This is a genomic window from Pseudomonas sp. FP603, from assembly GCF_030687415.1.
Lineage (GTDB): Bacteria > Pseudomonadota > Gammaproteobacteria > Pseudomonadales > Pseudomonadaceae > Aquipseudomonas > Aquipseudomonas wuhanensis.
The window spans coordinates 5537772-5556338 of sequence record NZ_CP117431.1; the positions used below are offsets into that span (position 1 = coordinate 5537772).

17 protein-coding genes are annotated in these 18567 nt (G+C 60.2%); 10 read left to right on the top strand and 7 right to left on the bottom strand.

Annotation, left to right across the window (positions count from 1 at the left end):
* Positions 1 to 74: 74 nt before the first annotated feature.
* Both PSH65_RS25615 and dinG read right to left on the bottom strand, forming a co-directional pair.
* Positions 75 to 2558 (bottom strand): beta-galactosidase, encoded by a 2484-nt coding sequence (locus PSH65_RS25615; protein ID WP_305423104.1) that lies wholly within the window; start codon positions 2556 to 2558, stop codon positions 75 to 77.
* A gap of 96 nt (positions 2559 to 2654) precedes the next feature.
* Positions 2655 to 4799: an ATP-dependent DNA helicase DinG gene (dinG, locus tag PSH65_RS25620; RefSeq protein ID WP_007906715.1), complete on the bottom strand. Its 2145-nt coding sequence runs from the start codon at positions 4797 to 4799 to the stop codon at positions 2655 to 2657.
* An 86-nt stretch (positions 4800 to 4885) separates the two neighbouring features.
* On the opposite strand from dinG, the gene PSH65_RS25625 reads away from it, so the two are divergent.
* Complete coding sequence (locus tag PSH65_RS25625) at positions 4886 to 5344, top strand: CopD family protein (RefSeq protein WP_305423105.1); 459 nt, start codon at positions 4886 to 4888, stop codon at positions 5342 to 5344.
* A gap of 110 nt (positions 5345 to 5454) precedes the next feature.
* Here the strand turns inward: PSH65_RS25625 and PSH65_RS25630 are convergent, their stop codons facing one another.
* From PSH65_RS25630 to PSH65_RS25645, 4 genes are all read right to left on the bottom strand, one after another.
* On the bottom strand, positions 5455 to 6213 hold the full coding sequence (locus tag PSH65_RS25630) for a collagen-like protein (protein WP_305423106.1): 759 nt from the start codon (positions 6211 to 6213) through the stop codon (positions 5455 to 5457).
* Complete coding sequence (locus PSH65_RS25635) at positions 6206 to 6484, bottom strand: DUF1145 domain-containing protein (protein ID WP_305423108.1); 279 nt, start codon at positions 6482 to 6484, stop codon at positions 6206 to 6208. The genes PSH65_RS25630 and PSH65_RS25635 overlap by 8 nt, the downstream gene beginning before the upstream one ends.
* 148 nt (positions 6485 to 6632) lie before the next feature.
* Positions 6633 to 7346 (bottom strand): OmpA family protein, encoded by a 714-nt coding sequence (locus PSH65_RS25640; RefSeq protein ID WP_305423109.1) that lies wholly within the window; start codon positions 7344 to 7346, stop codon positions 6633 to 6635.
* Between the two features lie 90 nt (positions 7347 to 7436).
* On the bottom strand, positions 7437 to 8132 hold the full coding sequence (locus tag PSH65_RS25645; protein ID WP_305423110.1) for an OmpA family protein: 696 nt from the start codon (positions 8130 to 8132) through the stop codon (positions 7437 to 7439).
* Positions 8133 to 8333: 201 nt separating this feature from the next.
* On the opposite strand from PSH65_RS25645, the gene PSH65_RS25650 reads away from it, so the two are divergent.
* The 4 genes from PSH65_RS25650 (at position 8334) to PSH65_RS25665 (ending at position 10100) form a co-directional block, all read left to right on the top strand.
* On the top strand, positions 8334 to 8831 hold the full coding sequence (locus PSH65_RS25650) for a DUF6231 family protein (RefSeq protein ID WP_305423111.1): 498 nt from the start codon (positions 8334 to 8336) through the stop codon (positions 8829 to 8831).
* Positions 8832 to 8835: 4 nt separating this feature from the next.
* Positions 8836 to 9312, top strand: coding sequence for a YchJ family protein (locus PSH65_RS25655; RefSeq protein WP_123719790.1), 477 nt, complete (start codon positions 8836 to 8838; stop codon positions 9310 to 9312).
* Between the two features lie 87 nt (positions 9313 to 9399).
* On the top strand, positions 9400 to 9885 hold the full coding sequence (locus PSH65_RS25660; RefSeq protein WP_305423114.1) for an LEA type 2 family protein: 486 nt from the start codon (positions 9400 to 9402) through the stop codon (positions 9883 to 9885).
* 5 nt (positions 9886 to 9890) lie between these two features.
* Entirely contained in the window at positions 9891 to 10100 is a 210-nt protein-coding gene (locus tag PSH65_RS25665) for an SEC-C metal-binding domain-containing protein (protein WP_007906737.1), read from the top strand.
* A gap of 201 nt (positions 10101 to 10301) precedes the next feature.
* Here the strand turns inward: PSH65_RS25665 and PSH65_RS25670 are convergent, their stop codons facing one another.
* Entirely contained in the window at positions 10302 to 10859 is a 558-nt protein-coding gene (locus PSH65_RS25670; RefSeq protein ID WP_305423116.1) for a cysteine hydrolase family protein, read from the bottom strand.
* A 147-nt stretch (positions 10860 to 11006) separates the two neighbouring features.
* Between PSH65_RS25670 and PSH65_RS25675 the strand changes: the two genes are divergently transcribed.
* From PSH65_RS25675 to PSH65_RS25695, 5 genes are all read left to right on the top strand, one after another.
* Entirely contained in the window at positions 11007 to 11651 is a 645-nt protein-coding gene (locus PSH65_RS25675; protein WP_305423118.1) for a glutathione S-transferase N-terminal domain-containing protein, read from the top strand.
* Between the two features lie 219 nt (positions 11652 to 11870).
* On the top strand, positions 11871 to 14321 hold the full coding sequence (locus PSH65_RS25680) for a penicillin acylase family protein (RefSeq protein ID WP_305423120.1): 2451 nt from the start codon (positions 11871 to 11873) through the stop codon (positions 14319 to 14321).
* 342 nt (positions 14322 to 14663) lie between these two features.
* On the top strand, positions 14664 to 15695 hold the full coding sequence (locus PSH65_RS25685) for a ligase-associated DNA damage response exonuclease (RefSeq protein ID WP_305423122.1): 1032 nt from the start codon (positions 14664 to 14666) through the stop codon (positions 15693 to 15695).
* Entirely contained in the window at positions 15692 to 17380 is a 1689-nt protein-coding gene (locus PSH65_RS25690; RefSeq protein WP_305423124.1) for an ATP-dependent DNA ligase, read from the top strand. The genes PSH65_RS25685 and PSH65_RS25690 overlap by 4 nt, the downstream gene beginning before the upstream one ends.
* A 367-nt stretch (positions 17381 to 17747) precedes the next feature.
* Positions 17748 to 18530: a transporter substrate-binding domain-containing protein gene (locus tag PSH65_RS25695; RefSeq protein WP_007904668.1), complete on the top strand. Its 783-nt coding sequence runs from the start codon at positions 17748 to 17750 to the stop codon at positions 18528 to 18530.
* Positions 18531 to 18567: the final 37 nt, after the last annotated feature.

Here is an 18567-nt window from a genome sequence, read left to right on the forward strand (position 1 = left end):
AATTCAGGCTTTGCGACCGCTTCGCAGTCGAACGGGGCAAGCCCCCTCGCCACAGGGTTTGTGGTGTATCAGACTCAATGACCATTACCTGAATGCCCGCCCGCATGACCAGCGCCTTGCTTGCCACCCCCGCCCTCATGGATCTCGGCGGGTTTTACCGCCTCAGCCCTGGCCTTCTCGGCCTCTTTGCCGAGTTGATCGACAGTCTGCAAGTTGCTTTTGCGCACAGTGTCGACAAAACCCTGGAACGGCAGGTCAGTAATACCCACCAGCCCGAAGTGACCGTTCTCGCCATCCAGCAGGCGACCGGTCACCGGTTGATCGAGGTACTGGAACCAATGCACCCCGACAATCGACGGTTCGCTCATCGCCTGTTTGAGGAAGTTGGCGTAGGCCGGGCCGCGGTCTTCTTCTTTCGCCAGTTGTGTCACGCCGCCCCAGAACGGGCCGCGATCCTTTGATCCGAAATTGAATTCGGTGATCAGCACCGGCTTGTCCAGGTTGCGCAGTCTGATGAAGTCGTAACCATCCTGCGGTTGCAGGGTGTACATATTGAAGCTCAACACATCGCAGTATTGCGCGCAGGACTCGACGGCTTCCGGGGTGCTGACGGCAAAACGGCCACCCAACAACAACTGGTTCGGCGCATGCCATTTGAGCGAGTCGGAGACGGTTTTGAAGTAGGTGTCGGCAAAGACCTTCTGGAAGTATTTGAAGTCGGCTTCGATTTCCGGGTATTCGGCACTCGGCTGCGGTGGCACGAAGCCCGGGTCTTCCATCAATTCCCAGGCCGGCAGATCAATGCCCCATGCCTTGGAAAGGCCCGCCTGGTTGCGGTACTTGTCACGCAGCTGTTTGAGAAAGGCACGTTTGGCCGGCACATCGGTGGTCATTTTCAAAGTGCCGTAGGCCAGCGCGTAACGGGCCTTCGGGTCATCGCCGGGACCGGCCCAGGCCAGTTCGTTGTCGGCGAAGTAACCGATCAGCCAGGGATCGTCGCGATGGTCGCGGGCGGCGATGGCCACGGCGCGTTCGGTGGCCATGGCGAATCGCGGATCGAACGGGTCGGGCATGCCGCCCCACCAATCGGTGCCGGTGCTGATGCTGGCGTAATCGCCGACGATCGACAGCGGCAAGGTATACGGTACCCGGTCAGTGTTGCCAAACACCGGTGCGCTCCAATTGCCAATGGTATTGAAACCCCAGGCTTGCAGGCGATCGAGGGTATGACTGGCCCAGCGTTTTTCGTCGAAAACCACTTTGCAGGGTTCGGCGGCCGTTTTTTCGACCGATGCTTCAACCGCGCCGGTCTTGGCTGCTTCGGCAACACCAGCGGTGGATTCGGTAGCCGCAGGAATGACCGATTGCCCGGCGTTCTTATCAGCCGTCGCCTCAACCGCGTCAGCCTTGGCCGCTTCGGCGACACCGGCCTTGGTGTCGCTGCCCGGTGCGCAAGGCTCGCCATAAAGACGCTGCAGATTGGCCCCATAGAAGTCGTACCAGCGACCGGCGTTGTAGGCTCGGCCCTGATCGGCGCCATTGCCGCCACGGTTGTCGTCTTCGCCATAATAGCTGGCAAGGGGCTCGTCGGGTTTGGGCAGGGATTCGAACATCCACTCACGACCGGCGACGTAGGTCTGGTTGACACTCGGAGTCACGGTGTTGACGCCGAGGGAATAGAACGGATGCCCTTCCGGGGTCACCAGGTACCAGCGGCCGTCACGCTTTTCGGTGCGGAAAAAGCCGCTGGCCTTGAACGCCGGGCCTTTGGTCCAGCCGCCGAACTTGTCCAGCGAGGCCTTCTCGCGCTCGGCCAACCAGGTTTTCAATTGTTGCTGTTCTTTGGCCGCGGCGGATTTCAGTTGTTCGTCGTTGCTGACCTTCTCCGGCCATTTGGCCCGGGTCGATTGACCGTAGGCATCCACCAGACCGCCATAAGCCGCCTTGGTGACAGCCTCGCCGTCCTGCACGCCGAAGCGTTCGAGCAGGATACTTTGAGCGACTTTCGGCTGATCCATCGACAAGGTCACCGACACCACTTGGCTGCGGTCCAGCTCACCGGTGCTGCTGGTCAGCAATACACGCTGGCCTTCGAAATTGATCGGCATCGGCGGGCCGGCTTTCATGCCCTGGCTCAAAGGTGTACTCGGCTGCAGTGGCACCAACAGGGTTTGCGCAGGGCCGGCCGGCAGATCGACACGGCTGACCAAGGTCTTGCCGTCGTTGCTCTGAATTTTCACGTACAAGGTCACGGCCCAGTTCATCGCGCTCTGGATCCGCAAGCTCATGACACCCGACTGCGACCAGTCCCAGGCACCGGTCTGCGGCGTCAGGCGCAAGGTCGGCTGGGCGACCGGGTTGAAGGTCACGCGGCGCAGCACTTCGCCTTCGGCTGTTTGCTCCGCGTTGGATTGCGGGAGGCTGGCGTCCTGGGTCGCCACCTGAACCACGTCGGCGGGACGCACAAAGTTGAACAGCGTCTGCTGGCCGGCAGGGGCCGCCAGCAAAGGAGCTGCGAACATCAAGGCAAAAACAGCGGGCAACGAACGGCGAATCATAGGAACGTGGTTCTCCCTAACGACCATCAATGGGCCAGTGGAAAGGCAGTGGCAGTGAGGTAGACAACGCGGTGGGCAAATTTGCCCACCGGTGCATCAGGAAATTTCACGACGAAATGGCGGCAACGCATTGAGAATAGCTTTGCCGTATCGCTGCGTGACCAAACGACGGTCGAGCAAAGTGATGGTGCCGCGGTCTTCTTCGGTTCGCAGCAAGCGACCGCAGGCCTGGACCAGTTTCAGCGAGGCGTCGGGCACGGAAATCTCCATGAACGGATTACCGCCGCGGGCCTCGATCCATTCCGCCAGAGCCGCTTCGACCGGATCGTCGGGCACCGAGAACGGAATCTTGGCGATCACCACGTGTTCGCAGTAGGCACCAGGCAAATCCACGCCTTCGGCGAAACTCGCCAGGCCGAACAGCACGCTCGAATCCCCGCCATCAACCCGCGCCTTGTGCTTGTTCAGGGTTTCCTGCTTCGACAGGTTGCCTTGAATGAACACTTGCTTGCGCCAGTCGCGATCCAGGCCGTCGAACACGTCCTGCATCTGTTTACGTGAGGAGAACAGCACCAGGGTGCCACGTGAACCTTCTACCAGTTGCGGCAGGTCGCGGATGATCGCCGCGGTGTGGGCCGGCGCGTCACGCGGGTCGGCTTTCAGGTCCGGCACCCGCAGCACGCCGGCGTCGGCGTGATGGAACGGGCTCGGGACCACCGCGGTCACGGCTGTTTTAGGCAGGCCGGCACGCATGCGGAAACGGTCGAAAGTGCCGAGAGCGGTCAGGGTCGCCGATGTCACCAGCGCCCCGTAAGCCACGTTCCACAAGTTGCGCCGGAGCATGTCCGCCGCGAGGATCGGGCTGGCATTGACCTCGATGTCGAACAGCGAACCGCTTTCGGCCAGGGTCAGCCAACGGGCCATGGGCGGGTTGTCTTCCGGGTCTTCGACGGTGAAGGCGGTCCACAGCTCCCAATTGCCCGAAGAACGCGACAACAGGCTGCCGAACAGCGGATACCACTCTTCGGCCTGGTTGCTGGCGATGCCGATATTGACCTCGCCGTCCATGCCTTCCTTGAGCAGATCGGTGAGCCGGGTGAACAGGTCGGTCAGGCGGGCAAAGCCCTTCTTCAGCTCGATGCCCATTTCGCGCATGTGCTCGGGAATCACCCCGCCGACGAAACGGTGACGTGGGCGCTCGCGACCTTCAACGTCTTCGCCGGGCTTGAAGTCGGCGGCTTGCTCGCAGGCGCTGAACATGAACTGCTGCTGGGTCTTGATTTCCCGGGCCAGCTCCGGCACTTGCTCGATCAACTTGCCCAGATCGCCCGGCAGCGGGTGCTGGGCCAGCAGTTTGGTGAGGTTCTTGGCGGTGGTTTCCAGCCAGTCGGCGGTGGACCGCAGACGCGTGTAATGGGCGAAATGGCCGATGGCCTTGTCCGGCAGGTGGTGGCCTTCGTCGAACACATAGATGGTGTCGCGCGGATCTGGTAGTACCGCGCCGCCGCCCAGGGCCAGGTCGGCCAGCACCATGTCGTGGTTGGTGACGATCACGTCGACCTTGCCCATGCCTTCGCGGGCCTTGTAGAAGGCGCACTGGCCGAAGTTCGGGCAATGACGGTTGGTGCACTGGCTGTGATCGGTGGTCAGGCGCGCCCAGTCAGCGTCTTCCAGCGCCGTCGACCAACTGTCGCGGTCGCCGTCCCACTTATTGCCGGCGAGCTTCTCGATCATGCTGGTGAACAGCTTCTGGCTGGCCTCATCGACCTCGATCTTGAAGCCTTCTTCTTCGAACAGCTGTGCCGTGGCAGTCTGCGCGTGACCTTCCTGGAGCAACATATCCAGCTTGGACAGGCACATGTAGCGCCCCCGGCCCTTGGCCAGGGCGAAGCTGAAATTCAGCCCGCTGTTGCGCATCAGGTCGGGCAAATCCTTGTAGACGATCTGCTCTTGCAGGGCGACGGTGGCCGTGGCAATCACCAGACGCTTGCCGGCGGCCTTCGCGGTCGGGATGGCCGCCAGGCTGTAGGCCACGGTTTTGCCGGTACCAGTGCCGGCTTCCACCGCGACAATCGCGGGGTCGCCACTGCGCCGGCCTTCGTCGTCGGTGTCGATGTCACCGAGGACCTTGGCAATTTCGGCGATCATCAGGCGTTGGCCGTAGCGCGGCTTGAGGCTCTTGGCTTCGAGAAAACGCGAATAGGCGCCCTGGATCGTGGTTTTGAGTTCAGTGCTGATCATCAAAAAAGGCTGGATAAATTTTCAGTGGTTCGGATCGGCCGCTATCATACCCCGCTAATCAATCCCGCGCAGAACGGAGTACCTCAATGACACCTTTTGGCATCGTTTATACCCTGCATGTCCTGGCCGCCCTGGTGTGGGTCGGCGGCATGTTTTTCGCCTGGATGGTCTTGCGGCCCGCGGCGATGAAGGCGCTGGAAGGCCCTGCCCGGTTGACGCTGTGGGTGGAAGTGTTTCAGGTTTTTTTCCGCTGGGTCTGGATCGCGGTGGTGCTTTTGCCGATCAGCGGCGTGGGCATGATTCATCTGCAGTTCGCCGGATTTGAAGCGGCGCCGCGGTATGTGCAAGTGATGATGGGATTGTATGTAGTGATGACGGCGCTGTTTATCCGGATTCAGGCGTTGCTGCTGCCGGAACTGCGCACGGCGGTGGCGGCTCAGGACTGGCCGACGGGCGCGGCGGTGCTGGGTAAGATTCGTCGGTTGGTGGGGATTAACCTGATGGTCGGGTTGGTGCTGGTGGCGATTGCTGCGGCTCGGCCGTGATCGTTCCCACGCTCTGCGTGGGAATGCCTCAAGGGACGCTCTGCGTCCAGTGACGCGGAGCGTCACGGGCTGCGTTCCCACGCAGAGCGTGGGAACGATCGCTTGAGGGCTTACAACCGCTGAATCGTCACCGAACCCGCCACTCCCGCAGGCCCTGGCTGGCCGTCGACACCGGGGCGGCCGCTCTTGCCGCCATCGGCTTTATAGACGACGCAGCCCTTGGCCTTGCCGCCCGCTCCAGGTTTACCCCCCGGCCCTGCCGCGCCACCAACCCCGCCCGCAACCTCGACCTTGATCTGCTCCGTCGGGTAATCACGCGGCACTTCCAGCCGCACCAGCGCCCCAGGTGCGCCCGGCTGGCCGTCGCTGCCATTGCTGCCATCGGCGCCGCGACCGGCCTGGCCCCAGGTACAACCCGGTGCTTGACCATTAGCCCCATCAAGGCCGACAAAACCTGGAGCACCTGCGCCACCGCGAGCGTCGACCGACAATTGCGGCGCGTTCAACACTTTGATCTGCAAATCCAGATTGCGCCCGGAGCGAGCGGCCTTGAGGTATGTCCCCGGCGCGCCCCGTGCAGTGATCTGGCTGCCTTCAGCCAACTCGGCCCGGCTGACCTTCAATGCCAGAGCCTGTTCGCCCGGCACAATGGCAATCCGCGCATCGCGTCCCAGGTGCAGCTCACCGACCGTCACTTCGGTCACGTTCGAGGGAATCAGCAAGGTGCCATAATCGGCGACTTCCAGCCGCTCCAGTTGCAAGGTACTGGCGGTGTTGGGCAAGCGCATCAGCGAGTTGGTTTCGACGCTCACCACCTGCGCGCAGGCCAATGGGCTGATAAGTGCAGCGAGCAGACAGAGTTTACGCATGGGAGGCCTTCGAAGCGGCCGGGGCCGGAATGGTTTGCAGGTGGAAAACGCCGAAAAAGACAATCTTCAGACGATCACGCCAAGGGTGGGCTCGACCTTTGAGGCTACGGTTGCAGAACACCAACTCCAAAAGATGGAGCCCTGCCAACACACTGCCTGCAAAATTGATCAGCAGGTGAAAGGGATGAACAAACGGTATGAGCAGATTGACCAGCGCCACCAACCAGAACAGCAGGGTCAACAACTTCCCCAGCCCCCAAAACACCTTCATACGCTGCCTCGTTGAGAATTATTCTTTGCGCGCACAGTAACGGCTTACACGCGGGATAAGCCAGAGTGCAACAAAAAATTCTTCCCGAAGGTCGCGAATTGGCCGTCGGACCAACCTGAATCGATATCCGACGGCTCTATCACAGGGCTCAGCGATTGATGTGCAATTCCACACGACGGTTTTGTGCCCGCCCTTCTTCCGTGTCGTTATCGGCCACCGGCTGGCTTTCGCCCCGGCCTTCGCTGGTGAGTTTGTTCGGCGCCAGCCCCTGACTCAGCAGGTAGGCCGCCACGCTGCTGGCACGACGTTCCGACAGTTTCTGGTTATAGGCGTCCGAACCCTGGCTGTCGGTATGACCGATGACTTTAATGCTCACCACATCGGTGTTCTGCAATTTGACCATCAGCGAATCCAATTCACTGCGCGCTTCGGGCATCAGCTCGGATTGGTTGTAAGCGAACAGCACGTTGCCGTTCAGGGTGATGACTTCGGATACCGGAGGTTCAACAGGCTTCACGCTGGCCGGGTATTGCGGCAGTGGGCAACCGTGATGTTCGACTGGCGTATCGGCTGGCGTATCAGGGCAGCGATCACGTCGATCGAAGACGCCATCATCGTCTTCATCGCCATCCTGGGCATAACAGATCAGGCCACCGGTCAGAATCCCGAGCGCCGCGCCACCCGCTGCCCAGGCACTACTTTCCATTGCCCCCAAACCGCCGCCGACCAGTCCGCCAATGACGCTGCAGATCGGCCAGGTACGTTGATTGAGGGGGGCGGTGCCATCGCTGTGAGTCGCACAACCGGTCAGAAGACTGCCAAGCAGCAGAACCGGCAAAACGGTCCTTGTGAGAACGCTCATTGTGAATGCTCCTGTGTCACCGGCCCATACCGGTCACACAGGAGTAAAGACCCGCATCCGCGACTGTACAAGCCGCGGAATGCGAGAGGGCTAGCGGTTGATTTTGATTTCCGTGCGACGGTTCAACGCACGGCCGTCAGCGGTTTTGTTATCAGCCACCGGCTGGCTTTCACCGGCACCGGTCACGGACACGAAGCTGCTGCGTGGCACGCCTTGGGATATCAGGTATTCCACCACTGAATGGGCGCGTCTATCCGACAGTTTCTGATTGTAGGCATCACTGCCGACACTGTCGGTATGCCCGGTCACGGTCAGTTGGGCGCTGGAGGATTCCTGTTTCAGGCGCGTGGCAATGGTGTTGAGTACGTCTTTATCGGCCGGGGTGAGCTTGGCCGAGTCGAACTGGAAGTGCACATCACGGATAACGATGACTTCTTCCTTGACCACCGCCGTCTCCTCGACCACCGGCGCAGGCGCTGGTGGAGGGCAACCGTCGGCATCGACCCGCACGCCTTTAGGTGTACCCGGGCACTTGTCGCGGCTGTCCGGCACGCCATCGCCGTCTTCATCGCCATCGCCATGCACCCAGCAATAGGCCGCTGCCGTGCCGCCGACCAGCAGCGCGCCATACCCCGCCCATGCCGAGCTTTCGGTCGCGCCGAGCCCTGCACCGATGACACCGCCGACACCCGCACAGGTCGGCCAGTCGGTTTTCTGTAAACCTGCGCAACCAGTCAACACACTGGTTAGCAGAACCAAGGGTAATGCTGTCCGAATTATGCTCATCTAGTTCTTCTCCTGAGGGATCGGCTTAAAACCGATTCTAGGGAGTAAAGACCCGTCTTTTAATCTCCGCCAGCAATAGGCCATTGCTGTTTTGCCCCGTGTTCACGGAAGATCGGCGCTTTTTGGCTAAACCCGCGAGACGGAACGCTAGGCCCGGACGTTGGGGCAAGCTAGTCTTGGCGCTCTGATTGAGGATCTTCGATGATTGCAGGTATTTCTTCGCGCACGCCCCAGCAGGCGTTGGCCGCTTTGCTTGATCGTTACGCCCCGGTGCGTCTGTTGCTGATTGGCGCCAGCGAATTCCCCGCGCTTGAGGCATTCAAGCTCGCGCACCCGGACAGCCTCGTCGCTTTTGCTGCGCCCGGGCCACTGCCCGCCGAACTGGCAGCACAGCGGTTTGATCTGGCGCTGATGCTCGATTGCCTCGAACACTTGCCCAAGCGCGACGGCCTGAATCTGCTTGGCGGGATACGCAACCTCAATGCCAGTCGCATTGCGGTGCTGGCCGACTTGCCGGCGTGCGGTTGGCAGGAGACGGACTTTTTCTCCCTGGCGCTGCAAGCCAGCGAACGCTTCCAGCGCGACGATCAAGTGCTGACCCTGTTTACCTACGATCTGCTTGACTATAAACAGGTGCCCGACTGGCTGAACTCACGCTTCTGGGCCAATCCGGAAAACTTCGGGAAATATTGGTGGTAACGCAATGAGTACATCCATTTGCCCTTGCGGTAGCGGCACACTACTCGATGCCTGCTGTGGCCATTACCACGCCGGCCACCCCGCCCCCAGCGCCGAAGTCTTGATGCGTTCGCGCTACAGCGCCTATGTACTGGGGCTGATCGACTATCTGGTGGCGACCACCCTGCCCGCACAACAGGCCGGCCTGGACCGCCAGTCGATCAGCGACTGGAGCGCCCAAAGCACCTGGCTGGGCCTGGAGGTGGAAAGCGCCGAGGTCTTCGGCGGACAGCCGGAGCACGCTTTCGTCACCTTCACCGCTCGCTGGCACGACAGCAGCGGCGAACACAGCCACCGCGAACGTTCGTCATTCGTACAGAACGCCGGCCATTGGTATTTCATCGACCCCACCGTATTACTCAAGGCCGGGCGTAACGATGCGTGCCCGTGCGCCAGCGGGCAGAAGTTCAAGAAGTGCTGCGCAAGTTACTTTGGCGCTTGAGTTGATCCCTGTAGCAGCTGCCAAAGGCTGCGTTCGGCCGTAGCAGCTGTAGCAGCTGTAGCAGCTGCTACAAGGGAGAACACGACCATGAACACCCGGCGGCGCGCATTACAGCTGCTCACCCTGCTCCTGTTTCTGGGGCTCGGCGGCTGTGCGTCGTGGTTCAGCGACGATCTGCCGGAGCCGCAGGTTCATCTAGTCAAGGTCGAGGTGGTCCGGGCCAAACTACTGGAACAGAAGTTCCTGCTGCACTTTCGCGTCGACAATCCCAATGACCAGGACCTGACGGTGCGTGCCCTGGAATATCGCATTCACCTCGGGGACATACTGCTGACCGAAGGCGAGCACGAACACTGGTTCACGGTCGGTCCCAATCGCAGCGCTTATTTAAAAGTGCCGATCCGCACCAACCTGTGGCCGAAAGTCCGGGACCTGGTGAAACTGCTGAAAAAACCCGACCAACCGATCCCCTATCGTCTGGAAGGTGAGCTGGAAACCGGTTTATTCATCGCGCACTACGTGCACCTGGCGCGCAATGGCGTGATAATCGCCGCCGATTTAATTCCGGAGTGACCCCGATGACTCAGCAACCTCATGTCCATGGCCCTGACTGCAACCACGATCATGACCATCACGACCACCATGATCACGACCATGGCCATGTCCACGGCCCGAACTGCGGCCACGCCCACCAGGAACCGGTGCGCAACGCCCTGAAAGACGTCGGCCGCAACGATCCTTGCCCATGCGGCAATGGCAAGAAATTCAAGAAGTGCCACGGCGCTTGAGGCTTCGGGCGGATATCTTTTTCGCCTGTTGAATCGCTATCGCGGGCAAGCCCGCTCCCACAAGGTTATCGTCGTGCATAGATTGCGCGTACGACACAAATCTACTGTGGGAGCGGGCTTGCCCGCGATGGCGGCGGCACATTCAACATCCCCGATGTCTGACACACCGCTATCGCGGGCAAGCCCGCTCCCACAGGTTTTTTAGTCGGCCTGCAGAATTTTTGCGGTACTGATGACAGTTGCATACTCACCCTGCAAATTACCCAGCGACATCGCATGCACTTCCTCGGCTGAATGGGCGTTACCAAAAAAATCCGCCTTGTCGAAGGTAAAGCACGCATCCTCAGCAACCCACGCTTCAAACCCCAGGTTGCCGGCCGTTCGCGCCGTGGACTCCACCGAGTTGTGGGTCGCCACGCCGACGATGATCAACTGATCGATCCCCGCCTCCCGTAAACGCGCCTCCAGCCCCGTCGAACAAAAGGCATCCGGCACGTGTTTCTGAATCACTTGCTCGCCGGTCATGGGTTGAAAACGCTCCTGAAATTCCACCCCCGATTGCTGCGGCCAGAACACTGAATCCTCTGAGCGGGACAGGTGCTGCACATGAATCACCGGCCGCCCGGTTCGGCGCCAATGCCCCAGCAATTCCAGGATGCGCTCTTCGGCCTGAGGGTTGTTTCGGCGGCCCAACTTGGGATGCAGGATGCCTTTTTGTTGATCGATGATGATCAGCGCCGCGTTTGTCTTGAGCTCCATGCCGACTTTTCTCCTGCCGGGGCATTGAATTCCCCGCACTTCAGCATCACCTCTTGCTACTGGCAAGCCATCAAACGCAAACAGGACGACCTGATGCCGACGGTCGCTGTCCGTACCTGACGATGTCTCTTGATAATGGAGTACTTCATGATCGACCTGTATTACTGGACCACCCCCAACGGCCACAAGATTTCGATATTCCTGGAAGAAGCAGGCCTGCCGTACAACGTTTACCCGATTAACATCAGCCAGAACGACCAGTTCAAACCCGAATTCCTGAAGATCTCGCCAAACAACAAAATCCCGGCCATCGTCGATCATGAGCCGGTCGATGGCGGTGAACCGTTGGCATTGTTCGAGTCGGGGGCGATTCTGCTGTACCTGGCGGAGAAAACCGGCAAGCTTTTGCCCAAGGATCTGCGCGGGCGCCAGCAAGCGCTGCAATGGCTGTTTTGGCAGATGGGCGGCCTGGGGCCGATGGCCGGGCAGAATCATCACTTCAGCCAGTTCGCGCCAGAAAAAATCCCCTACGCGATCAAACGCTACATCGACGAAACCGCCCGCCTTTATGGAGTACTGGATAAGCAACTGGCGAACAATGAATTTGTCGCCGGCAGCGAATACAGCATTGCCGACATGGCGATCTACCCGTGGATCGTTTCTCACAAGTGGCAGAGCCAGAACCTGGAAGACTTCCCCAACGTGCTGCGCTGGTTCAACCACATCCAGAACCGCCCGGCGACGGTGAAGGCGTATGCGCTGGTGGCCAAGGTCAACCCGCCTAAATCCTGAGGCACCGCACTCTGATCGTTCCCATGCTCCGCGTGGGAATGCCTCAACGGACGCTCCGCGTTCGGCTCTAGATGTGACGCAGAGCGTCACGGGCTGCATTCACACGCAGAGCGTGGGAACGATCACCATAAAGAAATAAACCGCCGCCGCTTGCGCGGCCATCTCCTGCTCACTAACGTAGCGCCTTTATTGCGCCTCTACCCCCGCAGGAGCTTTGCCATGGCCTCGCCAGCCCTCACACATTTTCTTCCCCGGTTCGGCGTTGCCGCTGCAGTGGCCGGTGTTTTAAGCCTGACCGGTTGTCAGACCTGGAACGCTCAAGACACCCTCCCGCCGACCTCCGGCGTGCAACCGCTCAAGGGCCTGGCGCAGAACGTTTCAATTCGCCGCAACGCCATGGGCATGCCGCTGATCGAGAGCAATAGCTTCCACGATGCGCTGTTCACCCTCGGCTACGTGCACGCCAGCGACCGCATCAGCCAAATGGTCACCCTGCGTTTGCTGGCCCAGGGCCGTCTGGCGGAGATGTCCGGTGCGGACCTGCTCGATGCCGACCGCTACATGCGTGCAGTCAATCTGAAGAAAAGCGCGGGTGAGCTGTACAAGGCCTCTTCGCCGCGTCTCAAACGTTTCTTTGAAGTCTATGCCCGTGGGGTCAACGCCTACCTGTTCCGCTACCGCGACAAACTGCCTGCCGATCTCGCGGCCACTGGCTACAAGCCCGAATACTGGAAACCGGAAGATTCGGCGCTGATTTTCTGCCTGCTGAATTTCAGTCAATCGGCGAACCTGCCGGAAGAAATTTCCTCATTGATGCTGGCCCAGACGGTCAGTACCGACAAGCTGGCGTGGCTTGCGCCGTCCGCCCCTGACGAAAAACTGCCGGTCGCTGAAGCCGAAAAACTCCAGGGCATCAAACTCAACGGGCAAATCCCGGGGCTGAGCGAAATCAGCAAAGCCACCGGCCAACTGTCCGACCTGAACCTGCTGGGCGCCACGTCTTCGAACAACTGGGCGATCGCCCCGCAACGCAGCCGCAGCGGCAAAAGCCTGCTGGCCAGCGACAGTCATGGGCCGCTGGGCGTGCCGGCGCTGTTCAGTTACGTGCAGATTCGCGCGCCGAAATACCAGGCGTCCGGCGTGACCATTGCCGGGTTACCGATGGTGCTCGGTGGTTTCAACGGCAAAGTGGCGTGGAGCATGACCACGGTCATGGGCGACAACCAGGATCTGTTCCTGGAAAAAATCAAACGTCAGGGCAATGGCCTTTCCTACGAAGTGGGCGGCAAATGGCAGCCGGCGATCGTGCGTAACGAAACCTACTTCGTCAAAGGCCAGAAGCCGATTCGCGAAGCGGTGTACGAAACCCGCCACGGGCCGTTGCTCAACAGTGCCCAAGGCACCGCGTTGGCCAATGGTTTCGGCCTGGCCTTGCAGACGCCGAACTTCACCGACGACAAAACCCTGGATGCCTTTTTCGACCTGTCCCGAGCGCAGAGCGTCGAGAAAGCCTCGGACGCCAGCCGTGAAATACGCGCCATTGCGCTGAATCTGGTGTTTGCCGATGCCAGCAACATCGGTTGGCAAGTCACCGGTCGCTACCCGAACCGTCGCGAAGGCGAAGGCTTGCTGCCATCGCCGGGTTGGGAAGGTCGCTACGACTGGGACGGTTACGCCGACCCGATGCTCCATCCGTATGACCAGGACCCGGCTCAAGGCTGGCTCGGCACCGCCAACCAGCGGGTCATTCCCCATGGCTACGGCATGCAACTGTCCAATTCCTGGTCGGCGCCGGAGCGCGGCGAACGCATGGCCGAACTGGCGGGCGTGGGCAAACACGACACACGCAGCCTGATCGCCATGCAATACGACCAGACCACCACCTTTGCCGCCAAACTGAAGAAGATGTTTGAAGCGCCAGGCATGTCCCAGCCACTCAAGCAAGCCATCGAAGCGCTGCCAGTTGGCGATCGTGGCAAGGCTCGCGAGGCCTACACGCGCTTGATGGCTTTCGACGGCAAACTCAGCGCGACCTCCGCCGACGCGGCGATCTACGAGCTGTTCCTGCAGGAAAGCACCAAGCAGATTTTCCTCGACGAACTGGGCCCGGAAAGCAGCCCGGCGTGGAAAGCCTTTATCGGCAACGGCAAGTTGTCTTACGCGGCGCAGGCCGATCATCTGCTGGGCCGTGAGGACAGTCCGTTCTGGGACGACCTGCGCACCCCGCAGAAAGAAGACAAAACGACGATTCTCGCCCGCAGCCTGGCGGCCGCGATCAGCGCGGGTGACAGCCAGTTGGGTGGCGATCACAAAGCCTGGCAGTGGGGCAAACTGCATCGCTACGAGTGGAAGAACGCCAGTGGCCAGACCGTACGCGGTCCACTGGCGGCCGGCGGCGACCACACCACGCTCAACACCGCCGCGTTCACCTGGGGCCAGGACTTCAACACCACGCTGGCGCCAGCCATGCGCTTTATCGTCGATTTCGGCCAGGCCGAACCGCTGATGGGCCAGAACGGTACCGGTCAATCCGGCAACCCGGCCAGCCCGCACTATCTCGACAGCGTCGATCCATGGCTCAAGGGGCAATACATGAGCCTGCCGATGCAGCCGCAGAACTTTGACAAGGTGTATGGCAAGACGCGGCTGACGCTGACGCCTGGCAAGTAACCTCAAGTGGGACCGGGCTTGCTCGCGAAAGCATGCTGCCGGTCCCATTGATGCTGAAAATCCATTGTGGCGAGGGAGCTTGCTCCCGCTCGGCTGCGAAGCAGTCGCAAAACAGACGCCTGTGTTCTAACTGGATCTGCGCGGTGGCAGATTCGGGGCCGCTACGCGCCCCAGCGGGAGCAAGCTCCCTCGCCACAGGTGCGATGTTTCGTTCTAGAAACCTTAACTGGCTTGCTCGCGAAAGCGGCCTGATTAACGCGTCCATTCTTCCTTGAAAATAAATAGAACTTCTCGTCTCGCGCAAACCTCCTAGCTAGCAGGCCACTCCATTTGGGTAACAATATGGACCTTGTTATCGCGCGTCCTGAAGGTTTGTACTGCCCGCTCGGGGATTTCTATATCGATCCATGGCAGGCGGTAGAACGGTCAGTCATCACCCACGCCCATGGCGACCATGCTCGCCGTGGCAATCAACATTATCTGGCGGCGGCACCGGGTGCGGGCATTCTGCGCGCGCGCCTGGGCCAAGACATCAACCTGCAAACGCTGCCCTATGGCGAGCCATTGCTGCACCGCGGCGTAAAGCTGAGTTTGCACCCTGCAGGCCACGTGCTCGGCTCAGCCCAAGTGCGTCTGGAATACGAGGGGCAAGTCTGGGTCGCCTCGGGGGATTACAAAACCGAGCCCGACGGCACCTGTGCGCCGTTCGAACCGGTGCGCTGCCACACGTTCATCACCGAATCGACGTTCGGTCTGCCGATTTACCGTTGGCAACCCCAGACGCAAATCTTTGCCGAAATCAATCAATGGTGGCGAGCCAATGCTGCAGCCGACAAGGCCAGCGTGCTGTTCTGCTATTCCTTCGGCAAGGCTCAGCGGATTCTCCACGGCATCGATGCCAGCCTCGGCCCCATTCTGGTACACGGCGCGGTTGAACCCATCAATCGGATTTATCGCGAGAGCGGCATTTATTTACCGCCAACGATCTATTCCGGCGAAGTGAAAAAACATGACCCGATGATGCGCAAAGCCTTGGTCCTCGCGCCGCCCTCGGCGGGTGCCAGCCCTTGGGTACGGCGTTTCGGTGACTACAGCGATGGCTTCGCCAGTGGCTGGATGCGCTTGCGCGGCACACGACGCCGGCGCGGCGTGGACCGCGGCTTCGTGCTGTCCGATCACGCCGACTGGCCCGGCCTGCTCTGGGCCATCGAACAAACCGGAGCCGAACGCGTGATCGTCACCCATGGTTCGATCGGGGTACTGGTGCGTCAACTGCGCGAACAAGGCCTTGATGCCATGAGTTTCAGCACCGAATACGGCGATGATGAAGACGCCACCGTTCTCGAACCCGAGAGCGCCGAGGTGCTGGCATGAAAGCCTTCGCCGACTTGTATGCCGAACTCGATGCCACCACCTCGAGCAACGCCAAACTGACGGCGATGCAGAACTATTTCGCCCAAGCCGCGCCTGAAGATGCCGCCTGGGCGGTGTACTTTCTGTCCGGTGGACGACCTCGGCAATTGGTGCCGGTACGAATGCTGCGGGAAATGGCAACCGCGTTTTCCGGGCTCTCGCCCTGGTTGTTCGAAGAAAGTTATCAGGCCGTCGGTGATCTGGCGGAAACCATTTCACTGGTGCTGCCCGAAACGCTCCACACCTCTACCGACGGGCTGGCGGTGTGGATCGAAAACAAACTGCTGCCGCTGCGTAACGCCGCCCCGCAGACCCTCGCCGAATGCTTGCCGGCCCTGTGGGCGCAACTGGATCGCCAGAGTCTGATGCTGTGCATCAAATTGATCACTGGCAGTTTCCGTGTCGGAGTTTCGAAATTGCTGGTCACCCGCGCCTTGGCGGCCATGGCCGGGCTCGACAGCAAACGCGTGGCCCAGCGGCTGGTGGGTTACACCGATCTGTCTAACCGCCCAAGCGCCGCCAGTTACCTGAAGCTGATCGCTCCCGAATCACCCAATGAGCATGCCCAACGGGGTGGCCAACCGTACCCGTTTTTCCTCGCCCATGCGTTGTCGCACCCGGTCGAGCAGTTTGAAGCCCTGCTCGGAGCGGCCAGTCAGTGGCAAGTGGAATGGAAGTGGGACGGCATCCGCGCTCAAGTGGTCAAGCGCGAGGGGCGCTTGTGGATCTGGTCACGAGGTGAAGAGCTGGTAAGCGAACGCTTCCCCGAATTGGACAGCCTGGTTCACGGTTTGCCCGATGGCACGGTGATCGACGGTGAAATCGTCGCCTGGAAAGCTGCACAACCGGGCATCAACGACACCTTCGACCCGCAATCGCCATCGTCACCCGCCGTACAACCCTTCGCCCTGTTGCAACAGCGGATCGGCCGTAGAACGCTGAGCAAGAAAATCCTCGATGAAGTGCCCGTGGTCATCCTGGCCTATGACCTGCTGGAGTGGCAGGGTGAGGATTGGCGTAACCAGACTCAGGCCACGCGCCGCACTCAGCTGGAGCAACTCATCCTCACCTGCGCAAACCCAGTGTTACTGAGCTCGCCCGTGCTGACCGGTGAAGACTGGTTTGACCTCGCCCGCCAACGAGAAGCCTCCCGCAGACTGGGCGTCGAAGGCATGATGCTCAAGGCCCGCGATGCGCTGTATGGCGTCGGGCGGACCAAGGACATGGGCGTGTGGTGGAAATGGAAAGTCGACCCGTTCAGCGTCGATGCGGTGCTGATCTATGCCCAGCAGGGCCATGGGCGCCGGGCCAGTCTCTACACTGATTACACCTTCGCTGTGTGGGACGGCCCACCCTCTGCCCGCGAGCGAACACTGGTGCCTTTCGCCAAGGCTTACTCCGGGTTGACTGACGAAGAAATACGGCAGGTCGACAGCATCGTACGCAAGACCACTGTGGAAAAATTCGGACCGGTGAGTAGTGTGAAGCCGACCCTGGTGTTTGAACTGGGGTTCGAGGGCATTGCCCTGTCGAAGCGGCACAAGAGCGGGATTGCGGTGCGGTTTCCGAGGATGCTGCGTTGGCGGCAGGACAAGTCGGTGGAGGACGCTGACAGCTTGGCGACGTTGCAGGATTTGCTCGCCTGATCCGATTCCTGTGGCTAATGCCAGTAAGTTAAGGCGCAGAACCTGTGGGAGCGTGGCTTGCCCGCGAAGAACGATAACGCGAAATACCTGAAAAACCGCGGGGCATTCTTCGCGGGCAAGCCACGCTCCCACAGGATTTTCGTCGCATTAGGGCAAGCTTCCTCACCACACTGCGCACCATCCAGGCGCGGGAATCTGACGATGCCCATTTTCGTGCACAGATCGCGCTTTGCCACTTCTTGTATTACCTTTTAAACGCTTGTTCGGGACTCTGGTTCGGAAATTGCTACTTTGAATAGGTCTGACGCTTTCCAGTAACAGTACTTCTGCGCCACAAGCGCTCATATTGGTTCTTAGGGATTGAATAATGAAAAAAGCATTGCTGACCCTTTCTGCACTGGCGTTGTGCATGGCTGCCGGCTCCGCGCTGGCCAAGGAATACAAAGAATTGCGTTTTGGCGTTGACCCTTCTTACGCGCCGTTCGAATCCAAAGCAGCCGACGGCAGCCTGGTAGGCTTCGACATCGATCTGGGCAATGCGATCTGCGCCGAGCTGAAGGTCAAGTGCAAATGGGTCGAAAGCGATTTCGACGGCATGATTCCGGGCCTCAAGGCCAATAAATTCGACGGTGTGATCTCTTCGATGACCGTCACCCCGGCCCGCGAAAAAGTCATCGACTTCTCCGACGAGCTGTTCTCCGGCCCAACCGCTTATGTGTTCAAGAAAGGTTCCGGTCTGAGCGAAGATGTTGCGTCGCTGAAGGGCAAAACCGTCGGCTACGAGCAAGGCACCATCCAGGAAGCCTACGCCAAGGCCGTGCTGGACAAGGCGGGCGTGAAAACCCAGGCCTATCAGAACCAGGATCAGGTGTATTCCGACCTGACTTCCGGCCGTCTCGACGCGGCAATCCAGGACATGCTGCAAGCCGAACTGGGCTTCTTGAAGTCGCCAAAAGGCGAAGGCTACGAAGTCAGCAAGCCGGTCGACAGTGAATTGCTGCCGTCGAAAACAGCTATCGGTATCTCTAAAGGTAACAAAGACCTCAAAGAGCTTTTGAATAAAGGTATCAAAGCGTTACACGACGATGGCACCTACGCCACCATTCAGAAGAAACACTTTGGCGATCTGAATCTGTACAGCGGCAAATAATGCCCGGCGCCCATCTCGCGATGGGCGCTTTTTTCAC